The following is a 16711-nucleotide window of genomic DNA, read 5'->3' on the forward strand; positions in this document are numbered from 1 at the left end:
GCAAACGGCTCAAGAGATCAGGACCGAATACCCCATCTCTTCTGAAAAACGGCTGCGCTTCATGTCCTGGTCCTCAAGTCGGGCCAGAACGAACTTCAAGCTGGATTAGACATGAGGGGCAACGTCACCGCCCACTACCTTGACCGTGGAAAGTCGATGCTTCCGACCTCTCGTCGAGAAGCTCCCAGCACACGGACCTCAGAAAAATGAGCAATCAAAGCACAACATACCTCCCCTTTATCGGCCGGCTGTTGATCGGCGGGATCTTCGTGATGAGCGGCCTCACAAAAATCTCAGCCTACGCCGCAACGACGGCAATGATTAGCGCGGTGGGACTTCCTTTTGCGCCTCTCGGCTGGCTCATTGCGCTTGTCGTGGAAATCGGTGTTGGACTTCTTCTGATCATCGGCTTCCGGGCGCGCGCCGCAGCGGCCGTACTCGCCGTCTGGTGCCTGGTGACGGCCGCGTTCTTCCACCACGACTTCGCCGACCAGAACACGATGATCCATTTCCTCAAGAACATCATGCTGGCCGGCGGTCTGCTGCAGATCGTTCACTTCGGGGCCGGCGCACTCAGCCTCGACCAACGGCGGGTCAATTCCTCACGCACCGCGGCCGCCACCTGACGCGCGCCTCGCGCGAACATGGAATGAACCCCTCTTGCCTGCGACGCCGTATTCAGCGCCTCCATCCTGCTGAAGGCATCGGCGATAAAGTCCATGAAGGCTATCGCACGACGGGGACGAAGCCGGTTCGCGACGTAGAGCATATGAATTGGGACCGGAGGCGCCTCGTACCCCGGAGTCCGCGCCGGAGCCGGCCGGTCCCGAGCCCTTCTTCGAAAAGCCAGGAAGGTCAATCGGCGGGGAGACCTGACCCCCTATCGGCACCGAATGTTGACCTCTGTCTGGGGCATTGTCTCCACTGCCGCGGAGCGTTGGTCTGGCGTAGCGGCAGTGGGTGGCGGAGGTCAGTTCGCCGTCGCGATAGACCTGCAACAGCTTCGGGCTGAAGGCTGGGGAGACCGTCCCGGTCGAGCGCCAGCGATCCCTTGCGCCGGGCCAGGGGGCAGAGCCCCCAAGCTACCGGCCCAGCCTGATCTCCATCTTGTTTTGCCACGGGGCGACCGCGCGCAGCCTGACGGAGGAAGAGACTCCCGTACCCTTCTCCAAGAAAGACAAGCAGCACTGCGGCGGCCTGGACACGGATGGAGACTGGGTCGTCGTGCAAGACAGCATCTATCGCTCAGCGGTCGATGATGCGGAAGGTCTGCGCATAGGGTCGGTTGGATGGGAATACCGTGCGACGGAGGTCCATTCGGAGACCTAAGGGTTCGATCATCACCGAGCGACAGCCTTATCGGCAGCGAGAGCCTCGATTTCGTAAAAGGAGCGCGTTAGTGGGCTATAGCGTAGACATAGTTATCATCGTCGCCCGGCGCAGCGCGCCAATTTCCCAAAGGACACTATAGCTTTCCTGGTTGCGGTCAGGCATTGGCAGCCGGCGCCGGATTTTGTCGCTTCCTTCCGCCTGAATCTCTTTCCGTCGGGGGTGCGCAGTCCGCACGAGCTGTCGCGCACCGGGTTGTCGTGCACCGGCGGATCGGAAGCGGGATTTGAGGCGGAGCGACACCGCGTCCGGCTTGCCGATGACGGCGATGAGCGAATAGGCGGCATCTCCTGCGGCCACCGGTTGCTGCCGTCAGGGGATGGGTGCCGCCTCCTTGTCCCCCCGCAGCACCACATAGATGGCCGGGATCACCAGCACCGTGAGCGCAGTGGAGGAGAGGAGGCCGAAGAGCAGGGAGATCGCGAGCCCCTGGAAGATGGGATCGCTGAGGATCACCGCTGCACCGATCATGGCGGCCACCGCTGTGAGCAGGATCGGCTTGAACCGGATGGCGCCCGCCTCCAGGAGCACGTCCACCAGCGGGCGCTCGGCGCCGCCCCCCATGCGGGCGTGACGGATGAAGTCCACCAGCAGGATGGAGTTGCGCACGATGATGCCGGCGAGCGCGATAAAGCCGATCATGGAGGTGGCCGTGAAGGGCGCCCCGAAGGCCCAGTGCCCCAGCATGATGCCGATGAGCGTGAGCGGGATCGGCGTCAGGATCACCAGAGGCAGCTTGAACGAGCCGAACTGCGCGACCACCAGGATGTAGATGCCGAGGATGGCGACGCCGAAGGCCGCCCCCATGTCGCGGAAGGTGTCGAAGGTCACGGCCCACTCGCCGTCCCAGAGCAAGGTGGGCCTTGTCTCGTCGGTGGGCTGGCCGTGCAGCGTGATTTCAGGCTTGGGAATATTGCTCCAGTCGCCTTTCTCTATCGCCTCGTTCACCGCCAGCATGCCGTAGATGGGCGCCTCGAAGGCCCCGGCGAGGTCGGCGGTAACCATCTCGGCGGCGCGGCCGTTGTGGCGGAAGATGGGATAGGAGGACGGCTCTCGGGTCACGCTCACCACGTCGCCCAGTTCCACCACGCTCTTGTTGCCGGGCAGCGCATTGGCCGGCACCGGCGTGGAAAGCAGGCGCTCGTTCACCACCTTGTCGCTCTTGGACAGGGCCAGCACGATGGGGATGGGCGCGCGCCCGCTGCCGCGATGGGAATAGCCCACCGTCGAGCCGGAGTTCAGGGTGCGGATGGTGTCGTAAACGTCGCCCTGCTCCACCTGGTAGAATTCGAGATTGTCCTGGTCGATGCCCAGGCGCACGCGGGTGGAGGTGGTGCCGAAGCTGTCGTCCACATCGACGATGAAGGGCACGCTCTCGAAGGCCTCCCGCACTTTGCGGGCCACGGCGCGGCGAGTGTCCGGATCGGGGCCGTAGATCTCGGCGAGGAGCGTCGCCAGCACGGGCGGGCCGGGCGGCGGCTCCACCACCTTCACCGTGGTGCGCGGCGGAGCCTTCACCCGCGCCAGCCGCTGGCGGATATCGAGGGCGATGGCGTGGCTCTCCCGCGCGCGCGCGCTTTTCGGCTTGAGGTTCACCTGGATCTCGCCCTGGCGCGGAGCGTCACGCAGATAATAGTGTCTCACCAAGCCGTTGAAATTGAAGGGCGCGCCCGTACCCGAATAGGTCTCGAACGACAGCGCCTCCGGAATGGGGGCAAGCGCCTCCACCATTTCCTGCAGCAGTCGGTTGGTCTCCTCCACGGAGGCACCGGCAGGCAGGTCCACCATCACGTTGAGCTCGGTCTTGTTGTCGAAGGGCAGGAGCTTCACGGTGACGTGCCGGGTATAGATCAGCCCCAGGGAGGCGAGGGTTGCCACGCCAACCAACAGGAGAAAAATCAGGGAGCGCGTCCGGCTGTGCAGGATGGGTGAGGCAACGCGCCGATAGATGCGTCCAAGCCAGCCGCCATGGGCGTCCGCGTGGGCACCGTCTTGTCCGCCATCTTGTCTGCCATGGGACGCGGCGCGGCTGCTCACCTTCATCATGAGCCAGGGGGTGAGGATCACCGCCACGAAGAAGGAGAACACCATGGCCGCCGAGGCATTGGCGGGGATCGGGCTCATATAGGGGCCCATCATGCCCGAGACGAACAGCATGGGCAGCAGCGCCGCCACCACGGTGAGCGTGGCCACGATGGTGGGATTGCCCACCTCGGCCACTGCCGCGATGGCCGCTGCGCCCCGCGGGCGCCCATCCTTCATGGCCCAGTGGCGGGCGATGTTCTCGATGACGACGATGGCATCGTCCACCAGGATGCCGATGGAGAAGATGAGGGCGAACAGGCTCACCCGGTTGAGCGTGTAGCCCATGAGGCGGGAGGCGAAGAGGGTGAGAAGGATGGTGGTGGGGATAACCAGGGCCACCACCACCGCCTCACGCCAGCCGATGGCGAATCCCACCAGTGCCACGATGGAGAGGGTGGCAAGCCCGAGATGAAACAGGAGTTCGTTGGCCTTCTCGTTGGCGCTCTCCCCGTAGTTGCGGGTGATGCGCATCTCGATCCCTTCGGGGAAGATCTGTCCGCGCGCGTCATTGAGGCGCCGCTGGATCTCCTCGGCGATCACCACCGCATTGGTGCCCGGGCGCTTGGCGATGGCCAGCGAGACGGCGGGCAGGCGCATCAGCCCGCCGCCGTCATCCCGGAGGATGTCCGTGACGCGGGTCTCGTTGACGTCGGTGGCAATGGTGATCTTGGCCACGTCGCGCACATAGACCGGCCGCCCGTCGCGGGCGGTGAGGAGCAGGTTGCCGATTTCCGGCGGGGTCTGGAGCGTCTGGCCGGCTACCAGGTAGCGCTGCTCGCCCCTCTCGCGCACCATGCCCGTCTGGAAGGAGCGGTTCGCCCCCTCGATCTTGGCGGACAGCTGTTGGAGCGTGATGCCGTAGAGGGAGAGCTGCTCCGGGTCCGGCTCCACGCGGATCTGTTCCGGCTGTTCGCCCACGATATAGGTGAGGCCCACGTCGGGAAGCTTGGCCACCTCTACCTGCAGCTCGCGCCCAAGGCGGGTGAGACCGTTGGCGTCCCAGCGGGACGGAGCGTCCGGCGAAGGCGTGAGTGTGACGACCAGGATCGCCACGTCGTCGATGGATCGCCCGACAATCAGGGGCTCGGAAATGCCCACGGGCATCCGGTCGAAATTGGCCCGCACCTTCTCGTGGACGCGCAGGATCGCCGCATCGGGATTCGTGCCCACCAGGAAGCGGGCGGTCACCAGCACGCCGTCGTCCGCGGTGGTGGAATAGGTGTGTTCCACCCCGTCGATGCTCTTGACGATGGTCTCAAGGGGCTCGGTGACGAGCTTCACCGCATCCTCGGCCTTCAGTCCGTTGGCGGAGACACGGATGTCCACCATGGGCACGGAGATCTGCGGCTCTTCCTCGCGCGGGAGGGTGATGAGCGCGATGAGGCCGAAGGCCAAGGCAGCGACGAGGAGGAGCGGCGTGAGGGGCGAGCCAATGAAGGCGCGGGTGAGCGCGCCAGCGATGCCCAGCTTCACCTGAGTGGCTTCGTGCGAAGCCCCGCCGGGCGCGTCAGCGCGTTCGGGCCCTGGCCGATTGCCGGCGGCGGAAGCGGGGGTGTCGTTCACTTTCGGGCCGCCTCTGGTAGGAGGATCTTGTCGCCGTCCCTGAGGCCGGTGAGAATCTCGATGCGCGGCCCTGCGCTGTCCGGGAAAGTCTCCCCCAGGATCACTGCGACCTCCTGCGAGCCGGAGGCGCCTGCCACGCGCACATAGTCGATGCCGTGCCGGGTCGTGACAGCCTCGGGCGGCACGGCGAGCACCTCCCGCCTCGCCACGGGGATGAAGACCAGCGTGCGTTCGTTGACGAAATAGTCGCCGAGCCCGGACACATCCACATCGGCCGTCACCCGCCCGGAGGAGATTTCCGGATAGACCTTCACCACCTGCCCCGGACGCGCGGTTTTCATGTCGCCGGCCGCCTTCGCGCTGATACCGCGCTGGCCGATGAGGACGGTGGCGCCCTCCTTGATCTCGGCGGCATGCCGCTCGGGCAGGGAGAGGCGCAGATAATATTGGCCGCTTGCGATCCGGGCGACCTCGTCGCCGGCCAGCACCACGGCGCCGGCGGTCACCGGCACCGTGAGCACGCGCCCGGTGGCGGGAGCGAGCACGGCACCCTCTCGTGCCCTCTGGGCGATCACCGACTTGTCCGCCTCCGCCGCCTTCACCTGGTTCATGGCCACGTCGTACTGGGTCCTGGCGGTGTCCACCCGGCTCTGGCTCGCCACGCCGCGGGCGAGGAGCTGCTGTGCGCGATCCAGCTCGGTCCCGGCATTCGTGAGCTGGGAACCCAGCTCGCGGATCTTGGCGTCGGCGGAGTTCAGTTCCAGTGCCAGCTTGTCGTCCACCACGAGGGCGATGATTTCGCCCTCCTTCACCTGCGAGCCCTCCGTGACTGTGACGTCGCGGATGGTGCCTCCGATGCGGGCGCGGGCGGGAACCACCTGATGGCTTGCCACCTCGGCGAACACGGCCTTCATCTCCGGCACGGTCTGGCTGCGCACGATGAATTCGCCTGCCCCGGCGGGAGCAGCGAGCGTGCACAGGACAAAACAGGCGGTGCTCACGCCGGCGAGGCGCGTCCTGGAGGCCATGTCGATCTCTTTCGGCCGGGAGGCACCGTGCAGCGGCGCCTCGGGTGGGTGGGTCAGTCGAACGCGAGGCCGGGCTTGAAGCCGAGCTTCTTCAGGATCATCGCCGCCGGGCAGACTCCGGTAAGCGAGGCCTGGATGAGGTTCGCCCCCACGAAGGCTGTGAGCCACAGCCAATAAGGTGAGGCATATATACTCAGAAGCAGAGACAGAAGCACCATCGTGCCGGCGAACATCATCACCATCCGATCGACTGACATGATTTTCTCCCGTGCCTGTTTGGGTGCGTCTCCATAGGAATCGCCGATATGGATACCATTGGGCGTCGCGATCCCTTGGAACCTGGCGGGATCTGCGGCTTGGCCAGACGCCGATCCCGGCGTGCAGATAACATTCAAAATTATGAATTTCAAGATAGTGAATGTTTTGGGCGCGATACCGGCCCGCGGAGAAGCTGGCGGTCTGAAGCGTTCGCTGTTCAATCCGCAGCGGGGCCGCTCGTGGCGGAAACACGGGCCGTGCGCGCTAGGAGCGCCGGCTCACCCGCCCTGCGGGCGGCGTGTGCGCATCCGCCTGCTTCCCCGCCAGGGGTTCAGGGCTTGTTGTGGAAACCGAAACGCCCCGCCACGGACTGGCGCACAAGGCCCGTGAGCGAGCCCTCCATGAGCAGGGCGATGCCGAGCCGCGCTCCGATGGCCATTCCGATCACGGCAAGGGGCCATGACAATGCGAACAGGGAGCCGGCCGTCAGTCCCTGCCCGATGGTGCAGCCCCCGCAAAGAATCCCGCCGGAGCCCATCAATACCGCGCCGAGCAGGTGACGCTTCATCTCACGCGGGTCGTCGAAGGCCTCCCAGCGGAACTCGTCCGCATGGCGGGAGGCTGCGAAAGCACCGAGGGCAACGCCGAAGACGCTGCCGGCGCCGAATTCGGCGAGGCCCCACGGCTCGAACAGCAGGCCGAACAGGGCGCGCGCCACCGGCGAGACGAAGGTGAGGCTCTGCGGCGCGGTCGGGTGGGCGAACTCATCCACCAGCCAGATGGTGGCGAGCCAACCGGCGACGACGCCGAGGCCCAGCAGCAGCCCGGCGGTCATCAGCCGGCCTGCGCGGCGCAGCCTGCGATCGGCGAAGGCTGGCGCCACCAGCGCGCTGCCCGCCACGAGGGCGAGGAAAGCTCTGGAATCATGGCCGGTGATGCGCCCGACGATGGAGGGCAAATCGCTCGACGTCCCGGTCGGCAGCAGAACGGCAATGCGCTCCAGTCCGTCGACCCGAAGCCCGGCGAAGATGCCGCGCAACGTCGCGTAGGCGACCGCGCCGAACACCAGCAGCACGACAAGGCTGCGCAGGTCGCCCGAGCCGAGGCGCACCAGGGAGCCGAAGGCGCAGGTGCCCACCAGAGCCATGCCGAGGCCAAACAGCAGGCCGCCGACGAGAATGCCGAGCCACGGCAGCGCGGTGGTCACGTAATTGGTGCGGTCCGGGGTCAGGATGCCTGCGAGCACGAGGGCCTGGGTGCCGAGGACGGCGACGCCCAGCGCAAGGGCGAACACCTTCATGCGGCGCCAGTCGTGGCCCACCATCGCGTCCTCAAGGGCGCCGAAGGTGCACAGGCGGGCGCGGAACACGGCGAAGCCGATCACCCCGCCCACGGCGAGACCGGCGAGCGCGGTCCACCAAGGGCTTGCAACGTCCATACGCGCCTTCCTCCCTGAGATGGCCGGATCAGGACTTGTCGAGCGTCCTGGTGCCGGCCCGGCGCTTTGTCTTCTTGTACCTACTTTTGGTCCGAACTCGGGGTCCCGCAGTACATGTCGTAGATCACCGAGATGACCCGGCGCACATCGTCATTGGCGAGGCTGTAATAGATGGTCTTGCCGTCGCGACGCGTGGTGACGAGATCGTCGAGACGCAGGCGCGCCAGCTGCTGGGAGACGGTGGGCTGGCGGAGCGAGAGGATGTTCTCCAGCTCCGTCACCGAGCGTTCTCCCTCGGCCAGGAGGCATAGCAGCAGGAGGCGGTTCTCGTGGGAGAGCGCCTTGAGGAAGTCGCTCGCCTTGCGGGCGTTGCGCATGAGGCGGTCGAGCTCGGGCGATATCTCGGGCCCCTCCCGCAGCTCATCCTCGAGTTTCCTGGAAACGATCGACATCTGCCCGCCTTCCCCGATCCCCACGCCGCGGCCTCAGGGCCGCTCATCCGCCATCGCGCTCGTCAGCGAGCCAAGCAGCCCCCAGAACGCTTCGTCCGAAGCATAGCCCGTTATGCGTCCGACTTCGCGCCCCTCGTCCACAAGCACGAATGTGGGCGTGAAGCGGACAGGCGTGGCCAGCGTCACGTCGCCCGGCGCGCCCTGGGACAGGTCCACGCGCCGCAGCGGCGCGCGGCGCCCTTCGTCGGTCTTTTCATAGATGGGCGCCACGTCGTGGTCGAACTTCATGCAATAGGCGCAGCCTTTGCGCTCGAACATCAGCAGTTCGCGCGCCGAGGCGACGACAGGCGCGAGAACACCCCCAAGACTTGCTGCGAGCAGACCGGTCGCGAGCATCAGGCACGCTGCAGGGCGCATGAATTCACAATCCCGACGTGGATTTTACAAGACATATTATCGCATTCGCATATATGTTGGGCAAGCTCCAATCCGCGCATCTCAATCGACGCGGTGTCTGCAATGCTCGGGGAGGATCATGTCTCTGGATGTCAGCCTCGCAGGGGCTTTCCTTGCCGGCCTGCTCTCGTTCGCCTCGCCCTGCGTGCTGCCGCTGGTGCCGGCCTATATCGGGTTCCTCGCCGGAACGGCGGCGGAAGGCGGGCAGGGAGCGCCGCCGGCCCGGCGCCGCGTTCTCGGCGCCGCCGTCCTGTTCGTGCTGGGCTTCGCCTCGGTCTTCGTGCTGCTCGGCGCCACCGCCTCCTCACTCGGACAGGTGCTGATGCAGCACATCGAAGCGCTGACGCTCGTTTCGGGCGGACTGCTGGTGGTGTTCGGGCTGCACCTGACCGGGCTGGTGCGCATTCCGCTCCTCTATCGGCAGGCGCGGCTGGAACCTATGGCGCGGCCGGCGGGGCTCATCGGGCCCTATGTGGTGGGGCTCGCCTTCGGCTTCGGCTGGTCGCCCTGCGTGGGGCCGGTTCTGGCGGCGATCCTGCTCGTCGCCGGGGCCGAGGCATCGGTGGGCCGGGGGATGCTCCTGCTGGGCATCTACGCCGCCGGCATCGGCATTCCCTTCCTCATCGCCGCGGCTTTCACCGAGCGATTCCTTGTCTGGACGCGAGCGGCGCGCAGCCGGCTCGGCCTGGTGGAGAAGATCGCGGGCGGGCTGCTCATCCTGACCGGCATCGCCTTCATGACCGGCTTCATGCCGCAGATCGCCCAATGGCTGCTCGACGCCGCGCCCGGCCTCGGCCGCATCGGATAGGGAGGACCACCCATGGCACACCCCACGCTCAGCCGCCGGCGCCTCTTGAAGGCCTCCGCCGGCCTCGCGGCCGCGCTCGTTCCCGCCGGCGCGCAGGCCAAGGCGCGGCTCGGCGATGACGGGCTCTATACTGAAGATTGGTATGTGGACAGCTTCCTCGACCTGTCCGAGGATTTCGCCGCCGCGCGCGGGAAGGGGCGGGGATTCGCGCTCCAGTGGAGCCAGCGCGGCTGCATCTATTGCAAGGAGCTGCACACCGCCTATTTCGCCGATCCGGCCATCGAGACGCCCATCCGGGAGGCGTTCGATATCGTGCATCTGGACCTGTTCGGCGCGCGGGAAGTGACCTTCCTCGACGGTGCGAAGCTCACCGAGAAGGCCCTCGGCCAGCGCGAGCGCATCCGCGCGACGCCCACCTTTCAGTTCTTCGCGGAGGTGGATGGAAAGCCCAAGGAGGTGGCGCGCATGCCGGGCCTGCTGCCGCGGCCGGAATTCTCGGCGATGTTCCGCTATGTGGCGGAAGGTGCCTATGAGAAAGAGCCGTTCGATGCGTGGCTCGGCAGGCAGGGCAAGGGCTGAAAACAAAATGGCGGGGACGCTGGAGCGCCCCCGCCTCTCCCATCACTTGGCCGGCTTGTTCACCGGCGAGTTGGGATCGAACAGATAGGCCACCACGTCCTTCATCTGCTCCTCACTGAGCACGCCGTTGTGCCCGAAGCGCGGCATGGGCGAGCAGGCGAACACTGCCTGCGCGTTGTAGACCTTGGCATATGCGGCTTTCGCATCCTCGGCGGAGAATTTGCGCTCCGCGCCGTAATTGACGAGGCTGGGGCCGAGGGTGCCGTAGCTGACTTCCTTCGGGTCCATCTGGTGGCAGGCATAGCAATTGCCGCCGCTCACGGTGCCGGGTGGATCGGAGAACTGGCCGCCGCGGCCGTTTTGCGCCACCGCGGCGCCTTTCTTCCAGTCCCCCAGCATGCTGCCCTGCGGGTATTTCACCGTCTTGGCCTCGCGGGCCATGATCGCGTCGGCCTGCGCCGCGGAGGGCTGGTTGCGCGTGACCGAGCAGATTTCCATGGTCTCGTCGGGCACGAGCCGCGCGGCCCAGCCGTCCGGGAGCTTGGTGAAGCTCTCCTTCACCACCTTGTCCACCACGGCGGGCGGGGCAGGGGGGATCTGCTGCGCGAAAGCGACCTCAGGGAGAAGAAGCGCCGCGGCGATGATGATTCTCTTCATGGCTCTTCCTCCGCTCAGCGCTTGATGGACGGCACGTTCAGCTCGCCCCCGGCCGCCTGCGCCTGCAGGAAGACGGTGAGCGCCGTGACGGCTTCGGACGCATAATCGGGCGGAGGCATCCGCATCTGCCGATAGCAGTCCCACAGCCGGTGCTGCATGGTCCGGAGCGAACTCTGGGAGACGCGGTAGGTGGGCCAGGAGGCCATGGTGAGCTGGGCGTCCTTGCCCGGCTTGTCGAGCTGCGGCAGGCCCTGGAGCCGGATGCGCTTGCCGGGATCGCCGTGGCAGGTGGAGCAGGAGAAGTCGTTGATGGACGAGCGCCGGTAGAACAGCGCCTCGCCGATGCCATAGGCCTCCTTCTCCTTGGCATGGGCAAGCGGGATGTCGATCTTCATGCCGTTCGACTTGTTGGCGATGAAGGCGACGAGATCCTCCATGTCCGAGCCGCGGCCGGGGCCGGAGAAGGGCTTGGCCATGATGGGCTTGATGTCCACGCCCTGGATCTTGTCCATGCACCACAAAAGGCGTTGCTCGAGGTCCATCACCTTCCCGGCGTCCGCGAAATAGCGCGGCAGAGCGGCGTAGGCGCCTTCCAGCTTGCCCGGCCCCTGGCCGAGGTCACAGGTCTCAAGAGAGACGTTCTTGGTGCCGCGCGGCTCGGCCCAGATCGCCTCGCCGCGGTCGACGGCGAGATAGCCGGGATTGGCCATCGGGTCGTTGATCATGGCGCGATAGCGCTCGATCTCCTTCTCGCTCGCGTCGTCCTGCGCGCGGGCCGTGACGAGGGGCGAGAGCGCCAAAGCGAGGGCGCACAGGCATGTGAGAAACGTGGCTTTGGGTCGCATGTATCCTCCCCAGCAATACGTCCGCAGCGTGGGGCCTTCTGGGTGAAGCCCCTGAGCCGCGGCGATCCACTTGCGACGCTCCATCCCTCATAGATGGATGCGATCGGCGGATAGGAGCTACTTTACATTCAAAAAATTCGATATCACAATATGTGAAATTGATCCCCGGCGACGTTTGCCTTCACCGGGATGAAATCCAAGAAGAACAACGCCAAAAGCCGGTGCTCACGCGTCGGTCGTGCCAGGAGGAAACGTATGCTGACGCATCTCGACGCCACACTTGCCCCTACGCGACGCCGCGCGCTGAAGCTCGCCGGCCTCGCCGCATTCGCCGCCGTCCTGGCGCCGCGCATGGCGCTCGCCACCGAGGCGCAGGTGGCGGACGAAATGAAGAAGCTGTTCGCCGGCAAGACCATGGGCGAGGGCAAGATCAAGCTCGACATGCCCGAGATCGCCGAGAACGGCCTCGTGGTGCCCATCAACATCGACGTGGAAAGCCCGATGACCGAGGCGGACTTCGTGAAGTCCGTCCACGTCTTCGCCGACGGAAATCCGCTGCCGCAGGTGGTGACCTATCGCTTCACCCGGGAGAGCGGAAAGGCGTCCGCCTCCACCCGCATGCGCCTTGCGCAGACGCAGAACGTCATCGCCGTGGCGGAGATGTCCAGTGGACAGCTCTATTCGGCCAAGGTGCAGGTGAAGGTCACCATAGGCGGCTGCGGCGGCTGATACGACAGACGCATCGTTGCCTAAAGACACAGAAGAACAGAACAGGCGCGCGCCAGAGGGCCGCTGAAGAGAAACCGGAGGAAACCCATGGCCATCAAGTCCCAGCCGCGCGTGCGCGTGCCTGCCCAGGCCAAGGCGGGCGAGATCGTCGAAATCAAGACCCTGATTTCGCACGAGATGGAAAGCGGCCAGCGCAAGGATGCCGCCGGCAAACCCGTGCCGCGCGACATCATCAACACCTTTCAGGCCGCCTTCAACGGCAAGCCTTTTTTCACGGCGGAGTGGTTCACGTCGATTTCGGCGAACCCTTACCAGTCCTTCTTCTTCAAGGCGAAGGAAAGCGGCGAGTTCACCTTCACCTGGAAGGATGACGGCGGCACTGAGCAGAAAGCCACCGCGAAGCTCACCGTCGCCTGAGGCGACCTCTCTCGCATTGTTCCGTTGTCGGGTGGACGTGTCGCCGGATCGTTCGCTCCGGTGGGCGCTCCAGCCATGACCTGAGAAAGCGTGGCCCTCATGATCTCAAGGCGAGATTTTCTGTCCGCCGGAACGGCCCTCGCCGGCCTCTTCGCCGCTTCCGGCACGGGGCTGGCGCAGGCGGTGGGTGCGCAGGCGCTGAGCCAGGCGGACCTCTTGAAGTTCGGCAATGCCGGCACCTTCACCATCCTGCACGTCACCGACATCCACGCCCAGCTGGTGCCGCTCTATTTCCGCGAGCCCTCCACCAATCTCGGCGTGGGCGATGCGCGGGGCGTGCCGCCGCACCTGACCGATGCAGCTTTCCTGAAGTATTTCGGCCTGAAGGCCGGCACGCGCGACGCCTATTCCCTCACCTCGGAAGACTTCACCCAGCTCGCCCGCACCTACGGCCGCATGGGCGGGGTGGACCGCATCGCCACCCTCGTGAAGGCCATCCGCGCCGAGCGCGGGGCCGACAAGGTGCTGCTGCTTGACGGCGGTGACGGGCTGCAGGGCTCCTGGTCCTCGCTGAAGACGCAGGGCGAGGACATGGTGAAGGTGTTCTCCGCCCTCGGCACGGATGCCATGGTGGGCCACTGGGAGTTCACCTACGGCGCCGACCGCGTCACCGAGATCAAGGAGAAGGCGCCCTTCGCCTTCCTCGCCCAGAACGTGCGTTCCGCCGAATGGCAGGAGCCGGTGTTCGAGGCGGCGAAGACCTTCGAGAAGGGCGGCGCCAAGGTGGCGGTGATCGGCCAGGCCTTCCCGCGCACCCCCATCGCCAATCCGCGCTGGATGATCCCGGACTGGGAGTTCGGCATCCGCGAGGAGGAGATGCAGAAGCAGGTGGACGCCGCCCGCGCCGGTGGCGCCGATGCGGTGGTGGTGCTCTCCCACAACGGCTTCGACGTGGACCGCAAGATGGCGTCCCGCGTGTCGGGCATCGACGTGATCCTCACCGCCCACACCCACGATGCCATGCCGCGCGTGGTGGAGGTGGGCAAGACCCTGCTGGTGGCTACCGGCTCCCACGGCAAGTTCGTGTCCCGCCTCGATCTCGACGTGAAGGACAGGAAGGTCACCGGCTATCGCTTCCAGCTCATCCCGGTGTTCTCAGACGTCATCACCCCGGACCCGGAGATGGCGAAGCTCGTGACGGACATCCGCGCGCCCTACGCCAAGGATCTCGCCCGCGAGCTGGGCCGCGCCGACAGCCTTCTCTACCGCCGGGGCAATTTCAACGGCACGTTCGACGACATGATCTGCGATGCGATCATGAAGGAGCGCGACGCGGAGATCGCCCTCTCCCCCGGCTTCCGCTGGGGCGGCACGCTCTTGCCGGGCGATCCCATCACCTTCGATGCCGTCGCCAATGCCACCGCCATCACCTATCCGGCCTGCTACCGCAACACCATGACCGGCCGGCAGCTGAAGGACGTGCTGGAGGACGTGGCCGACAACATCTTCCATCCCGATCCCTACTTCCAGGGTGGCGGCGACATGGTGCGCGTCGGCGGGGTGGGCTACGCCATCGACGTGTCCAAGGGCACCGGACAGCGTATCTCCGACCTCACCTTCCTCAAGACCGGAAAGCCGCTGGAGGCGGACAAGGCCTATACGGTCGCCGGCTGGGCCTCCATTGCCCAGAATGTGGAAGGCCCGCCGGTGTGGGAGTTGGTGGAGCGCTACGTGACCGACACGAAGTCCGTGAAGATCGCCCCCAACGCCTCGGTGAAGGTGACGGGCGCATGAGGCGCACGGCCACCCCGCCGCACGATTCCAATCTAAATATTCAAAGCTACGAATAAGAGAATATCAGGGAGGACGCCATGTCCGACACCAGTCTGCCCCCGACGGAGCGCGTGACCGGCTTGACACCGTCGCTGTCGAAGTCGTCGCTTTCCCGGAGGCGCTTCCTCAACCTTGCGGGTATAGGCGCGGGCGCCGCCGTCGCCGGAGGCGGAGCTGCCATTGCCGCTCCCCCCGCGGGCACGCCCGATCCCAACATCGTGCCGGTGCCCGACTGGACCAAGACCCTCGGCGCGCCGGTGAACGAGAACCCCTATGGCAAGCCCTCCGTCTTCGAAAAGGACGTGGTGCGCCGGGAGGTGACATGGCTCACCGCCAGCTCCCAGAGCTCGGTCAGCTTCACGCCGCTCTACGCCCTCGACAGCGTCATCACGCCGAACGGCCTATGCTTCGTGCGCCACCACGGCGGGCAGGCGGAGATCGAGCCGGACAAGTACCGGCTGATGATCCATGGCCTCGTGGACAAGCCCCTCGTGTTAACACTGGAAGACCTCAAGCGCATGCCCGGCCGGGTGAACCGCGCCTATTTCCTCGAATGCGCGGCGAATTCCGGCATGGAGTGGCGCGGCGCGCAGCTCAACGGCTGCCAGTTCACCCACGGCATGATCCACAATCTCTTCTACACCGGCGTGCCGCTGAAGACGCTGCTGGACATGGCGGGCGTCAATCCCAAGGGCAAATGGGTGCTCGCCGAGGGGGCCGACGCGGCGGTGATGACCCGCTCCATCCCGCTGGAAAAGGCCATGAACGACTGTCTCGTCGCCTTCGCCATGAACGGCGAGGCGCTGCGGCCCGAGCAGGGCTATCCGGTGCGGCTCGTGGTGCCGGGCTGGGAAGGCAACATGTGGGTCAAGTGGCTGCGCCGCCTCAAGGTGGGCGACCAGCCCTGGCAGCAGCGCGAGGAAACCTCGAAATACACCGACCTCCTCGCCGACGGCCGCTCGCGCCGCTTCACCTTCGTGATGGACGCGAAATCTGTGGTGACGAACCCGAGCCCGCAGGCGCCCCTGAAGCACAAGGGACCCAATGTCCTGTCCGGCATCGCCTGGTCGGGGCGCGGCACCGTCACGCGGGTGGACGTGTCGCTGGACGGCGGCCGCAACTGGGCCACGGCGCGGATCGACGGGCCGGCCATGCCCATGTCCATGACGCGCTTCTATCTCGATTTCGACTGGGCCGGGCAGGAGCTGATGGTTCAGTCCCGCGCCATGGACGACACCGGCTATGTGCAGCCGACCAAACAGGAATTGCGCGCCGTGCGCGGCACCAACTCGATCTATCACAACAACGGCATCCAGACCTGGCTGGTGCGCTCCAACGGGGAGACGGAAAATGTGGAAGTCGGCTGAGACCCTCCTCGCCGCCGTCCTTCTCGCCGGCGCTTTGGCCATCTCCGGCATGGCTGCGGCCGATCCCCAGCCCGGAAAGCCCGCGGCGAAGGCGGAGAAGGACAAGGCCGACAAGGCCCGGCAGGCGGTGAACGTGGCGGCGCCCGCCGCGACGTCTCCGGCCGCTGCCAAGACCATCGCCCTCGGCCGTCCCGCACTGCCGGAGGAGATTGCCGCCTGGAACATCGACGTGCGCGCCGACGGCGAGGGCCTGCCCCCCGGCAAGGGATCGGTGAAGGAAGGCGAGGAGCTGTTCCTGCAGAACTGCGCCACCTGCCATGGTGAGTTCGGCGAGGGCGCGGGCCGATGGCCGGTGCTCGCCGGGGGGCGTGGCACGCTGAAGTCGGAGCGGCCGGAGAAGACCATCGGCTCCTTCTGGCCCTATGCCTCCACGGTCTACGACTATGTGCACCGGGCCATGCCCTTCGGCAGCAACATGTCGCTTACGCCGGACGAGACCTACGCCATCGTCGCGTATCTCCTGAACCTCAATGATTTGGTGCCCGAGGATTACGTGCTCTCAAAAGAGAATTTTCCCAAGGTGGACCTGCCCAACGCGGCCAATTTCTACGACGACGACCGGGAGACCTCGGAGAAGGCCTTCTGGAAGAAGAACCCTTGCATGAAGGATTGCAGCGGCGAGGTCCATGTCACCGCCCGCGCGCAGATCCTCAACGTGACGCCGGACGGCGATCCGCCCAAGGGCAATCTGGAGTGAGCCGTCCAGCGTGACTTAAGGACGGGTTCCGGCCGCTGCGTCCGGGACAC

The 16711-nt window shown here is 66.0% G+C and carries 16 protein-coding genes; 8 read left to right on the forward strand and 8 right to left on the reverse strand.

Features of this window, described 5'->3' with window-relative positions; all coding sequences use genetic code 11:
- The first annotated feature begins 206 nt into the window (after positions 1–206).
- Entirely contained in the window at positions 207–626 is a 420-nt protein-coding gene (locus ABLE93_RS17830) for a DoxX family protein (protein ID WP_348841202.1), read from the forward strand.
- 1075 nt (positions 627–1701) lie between these two features.
- On the opposite strand, the gene ABLE93_RS17835 is transcribed toward ABLE93_RS17830, so the two are convergent.
- The 6 genes from ABLE93_RS17835 to ABLE93_RS17860 all read right to left on the reverse strand — a co-directional run bounded on the left by ABLE93_RS17835 (position 1702) and on the right by ABLE93_RS17860 (position 8630).
- Positions 1702–4947 (reverse strand): efflux RND transporter permease subunit, encoded by a 3246-nt coding sequence (locus ABLE93_RS17835; protein WP_348841203.1) that lies wholly within the window; start codon positions 4945–4947, stop codon positions 1702–1704.
- Positions 4948–5033: 86 nt separating this feature from the next.
- Complete coding sequence (locus tag ABLE93_RS17840) at positions 5034–6065, reverse strand: efflux RND transporter periplasmic adaptor subunit (RefSeq protein WP_348841204.1); 1032 nt, start codon at positions 6063–6065, stop codon at positions 5034–5036.
- A gap of 53 nt (positions 6066–6118) precedes the next feature.
- Complete coding sequence (locus ABLE93_RS17845; protein ID WP_348841206.1) at positions 6119–6322, reverse strand: YgaP family membrane protein; 204 nt, start codon at positions 6320–6322, stop codon at positions 6119–6121.
- Between the two features lie 332 nt (positions 6323–6654).
- Positions 6655–7761 carry a YeeE/YedE family protein gene (locus tag ABLE93_RS17850; protein ID WP_348841207.1) on the reverse strand — a complete coding sequence of 369 codons (1107 nt, stop codon included), beginning with the start codon at positions 7759–7761 and terminating at the stop codon, positions 6655–6657.
- 80 nt (positions 7762–7841) lie between these two features.
- Positions 7842–8213, reverse strand: a complete 372-nt coding sequence (locus ABLE93_RS17855; protein ID WP_348841208.1) for an ArsR/SmtB family transcription factor — start codon at positions 8211–8213, stop codon at positions 7842–7844.
- Positions 8214–8246: 33 nt separating this feature from the next.
- Positions 8247–8630, reverse strand: coding sequence for a thioredoxin fold domain-containing protein (locus ABLE93_RS17860; RefSeq protein WP_348841209.1), 384 nt, complete (start codon positions 8628–8630; stop codon positions 8247–8249).
- A gap of 118 nt (positions 8631–8748) precedes the next feature.
- Here ABLE93_RS17860 and ABLE93_RS17865 point away from each other — a divergent pair, with 118 nt between their 5' ends.
- Together ABLE93_RS17865 and ABLE93_RS17870 are read left to right on the forward strand one after the other, a co-directional pair.
- The gene (locus tag ABLE93_RS17865; protein WP_348841210.1) at positions 8749–9477 is read left to right on the forward strand and encodes a cytochrome c biogenesis CcdA family protein; all 729 of its coding nucleotides are present in this window, start codon (positions 8749–8751) and stop codon (positions 9475–9477) included.
- A gap of 12 nt (positions 9478–9489) precedes the next feature.
- Positions 9490–10056 carry a SoxW family protein gene (locus tag ABLE93_RS17870; protein WP_348841211.1) on the forward strand — a complete coding sequence of 189 codons (567 nt, stop codon included), beginning with the start codon at positions 9490–9492 and terminating at the stop codon, positions 10054–10056.
- A 42-nt stretch (positions 10057–10098) separates the two neighbouring features.
- Here ABLE93_RS17870 and soxX read toward each other — a convergent pair whose 3' ends face one another.
- Entirely contained in the window at positions 10099–10713 is a 615-nt protein-coding gene (gene soxX / locus ABLE93_RS17875) for a sulfur oxidation c-type cytochrome SoxX (RefSeq protein ID WP_348841213.1), read from the reverse strand.
- A gap of 14 nt (positions 10714–10727) precedes the next feature.
- Positions 10728–11558, reverse strand: a complete 831-nt coding sequence (gene soxA, locus ABLE93_RS17880) for a sulfur oxidation c-type cytochrome SoxA (protein WP_348841214.1) — start codon at positions 11556–11558, stop codon at positions 10728–10730.
- Positions 11559–11813: 255 nt separating this feature from the next.
- On the opposite strand from soxA, the gene soxY reads away from it, so the two are divergent.
- The 5 genes from soxY to ABLE93_RS17905 all read left to right on the forward strand — a co-directional run bounded on the left by soxY (position 11814) and on the right by ABLE93_RS17905 (position 16661).
- The gene (gene soxY, locus ABLE93_RS17885) at positions 11814–12287 is read left to right on the forward strand and encodes a thiosulfate oxidation carrier protein SoxY (protein ID WP_348841216.1); all 474 of its coding nucleotides are present in this window, start codon (positions 11814–11816) and stop codon (positions 12285–12287) included.
- Positions 12288–12374: 87 nt separating this feature from the next.
- The gene (gene soxZ, locus ABLE93_RS17890) at positions 12375–12704 is read left to right on the forward strand and encodes a thiosulfate oxidation carrier complex protein SoxZ (RefSeq protein ID WP_348841217.1); all 330 of its coding nucleotides are present in this window, start codon (positions 12375–12377) and stop codon (positions 12702–12704) included.
- 99 nt (positions 12705–12803) lie between these two features.
- A complete protein-coding gene (gene soxB, locus ABLE93_RS17895) occupies positions 12804–14498 on the forward strand; it encodes a thiosulfohydrolase SoxB (protein ID WP_348841218.1) in 1695 nt (564 codons plus the stop codon).
- A 77-nt stretch (positions 14499–14575) separates the two neighbouring features.
- On the forward strand, positions 14576–15904 hold the full coding sequence (soxC, locus tag ABLE93_RS17900) for a sulfite dehydrogenase (protein WP_348841219.1): 1329 nt from the start codon (positions 14576–14578) through the stop codon (positions 15902–15904).
- Positions 15888–16661 carry a c-type cytochrome gene (locus ABLE93_RS17905; RefSeq protein ID WP_348841220.1) on the forward strand — a complete coding sequence of 258 codons (774 nt, stop codon included), beginning with the start codon at positions 15888–15890 and terminating at the stop codon, positions 16659–16661. Before soxC ends, ABLE93_RS17905 begins: the two co-directional genes overlap by 17 nt.
- Positions 16662–16711: the final 50 nt, after the last annotated feature.

Source organism: Xanthobacter pollutisoli, assembly GCF_040044995.1.
GTDB lineage: Bacteria > Pseudomonadota > Alphaproteobacteria > Rhizobiales > Xanthobacteraceae > Xanthobacter.

Bases quoted from the DNA above. Each gene is read 5' to 3' on its own strand.
- ABLE93_RS17830 (WP_348841202.1), top strand. From the start codon at position 207: ATGAGCAATCAAAGCACAACATACCTCCCCTTTATCGGCCGGCTGTTG.
- ABLE93_RS17840 (WP_348841204.1), bottom strand. From the start codon at position 6,065: ATGGCCTCCAGGACGCGCCTCGCCGGCGTGAGCACCGCCTGTTTTGTC.
- ABLE93_RS17845 (WP_348841206.1), bottom strand. From the start codon at position 6,322: ATGTCAGTCGATCGGATGGTGATGATGTTCGCCGGCACGATGGTGCTT.
- ABLE93_RS17850 (WP_348841207.1), bottom strand. From the start codon at position 7,761: ATGGACGTTGCAAGCCCTTGGTGGACCGCGCTCGCCGGTCTCGCCGTG.
- ABLE93_RS17855 (WP_348841208.1), bottom strand. From the start codon at position 8,213: ATGTCGATCGTTTCCAGGAAACTCGAGGATGAGCTGCGGGAGGGGCCC.
- ABLE93_RS17860 (WP_348841209.1), bottom strand. From the start codon at position 8,630: ATGCGCCCTGCAGCGTGCCTGATGCTCGCGACCGGTCTGCTCGCAGCA.
- ABLE93_RS17865 (WP_348841210.1), top strand. From the start codon at position 8,749: ATGTCTCTGGATGTCAGCCTCGCAGGGGCTTTCCTTGCCGGCCTGCTC.
- ABLE93_RS17870 (WP_348841211.1), top strand. From the start codon at position 9,490: ATGGCACACCCCACGCTCAGCCGCCGGCGCCTCTTGAAGGCCTCCGCC.
- soxX (WP_348841213.1), bottom strand. From the start codon at position 10,713: ATGAAGAGAATCATCATCGCCGCGGCGCTTCTTCTCCCTGAGGTCGCT.
- soxA (WP_348841214.1), bottom strand. From the start codon at position 11,558: ATGCGACCCAAAGCCACGTTTCTCACATGCCTGTGCGCCCTCGCTTTG.
- soxY (WP_348841216.1), top strand. From the start codon at position 11,814: ATGCTGACGCATCTCGACGCCACACTTGCCCCTACGCGACGCCGCGCG.
- soxZ (WP_348841217.1), top strand. From the start codon at position 12,375: ATGGCCATCAAGTCCCAGCCGCGCGTGCGCGTGCCTGCCCAGGCCAAG.
- soxB (WP_348841218.1), top strand. From the start codon at position 12,804: ATGATCTCAAGGCGAGATTTTCTGTCCGCCGGAACGGCCCTCGCCGGC.
- soxC (WP_348841219.1), top strand. From the start codon at position 14,576: ATGTCCGACACCAGTCTGCCCCCGACGGAGCGCGTGACCGGCTTGACA.
- ABLE93_RS17905 (WP_348841220.1), top strand. From the start codon at position 15,888: ATGTGGAAGTCGGCTGAGACCCTCCTCGCCGCCGTCCTTCTCGCCGGC.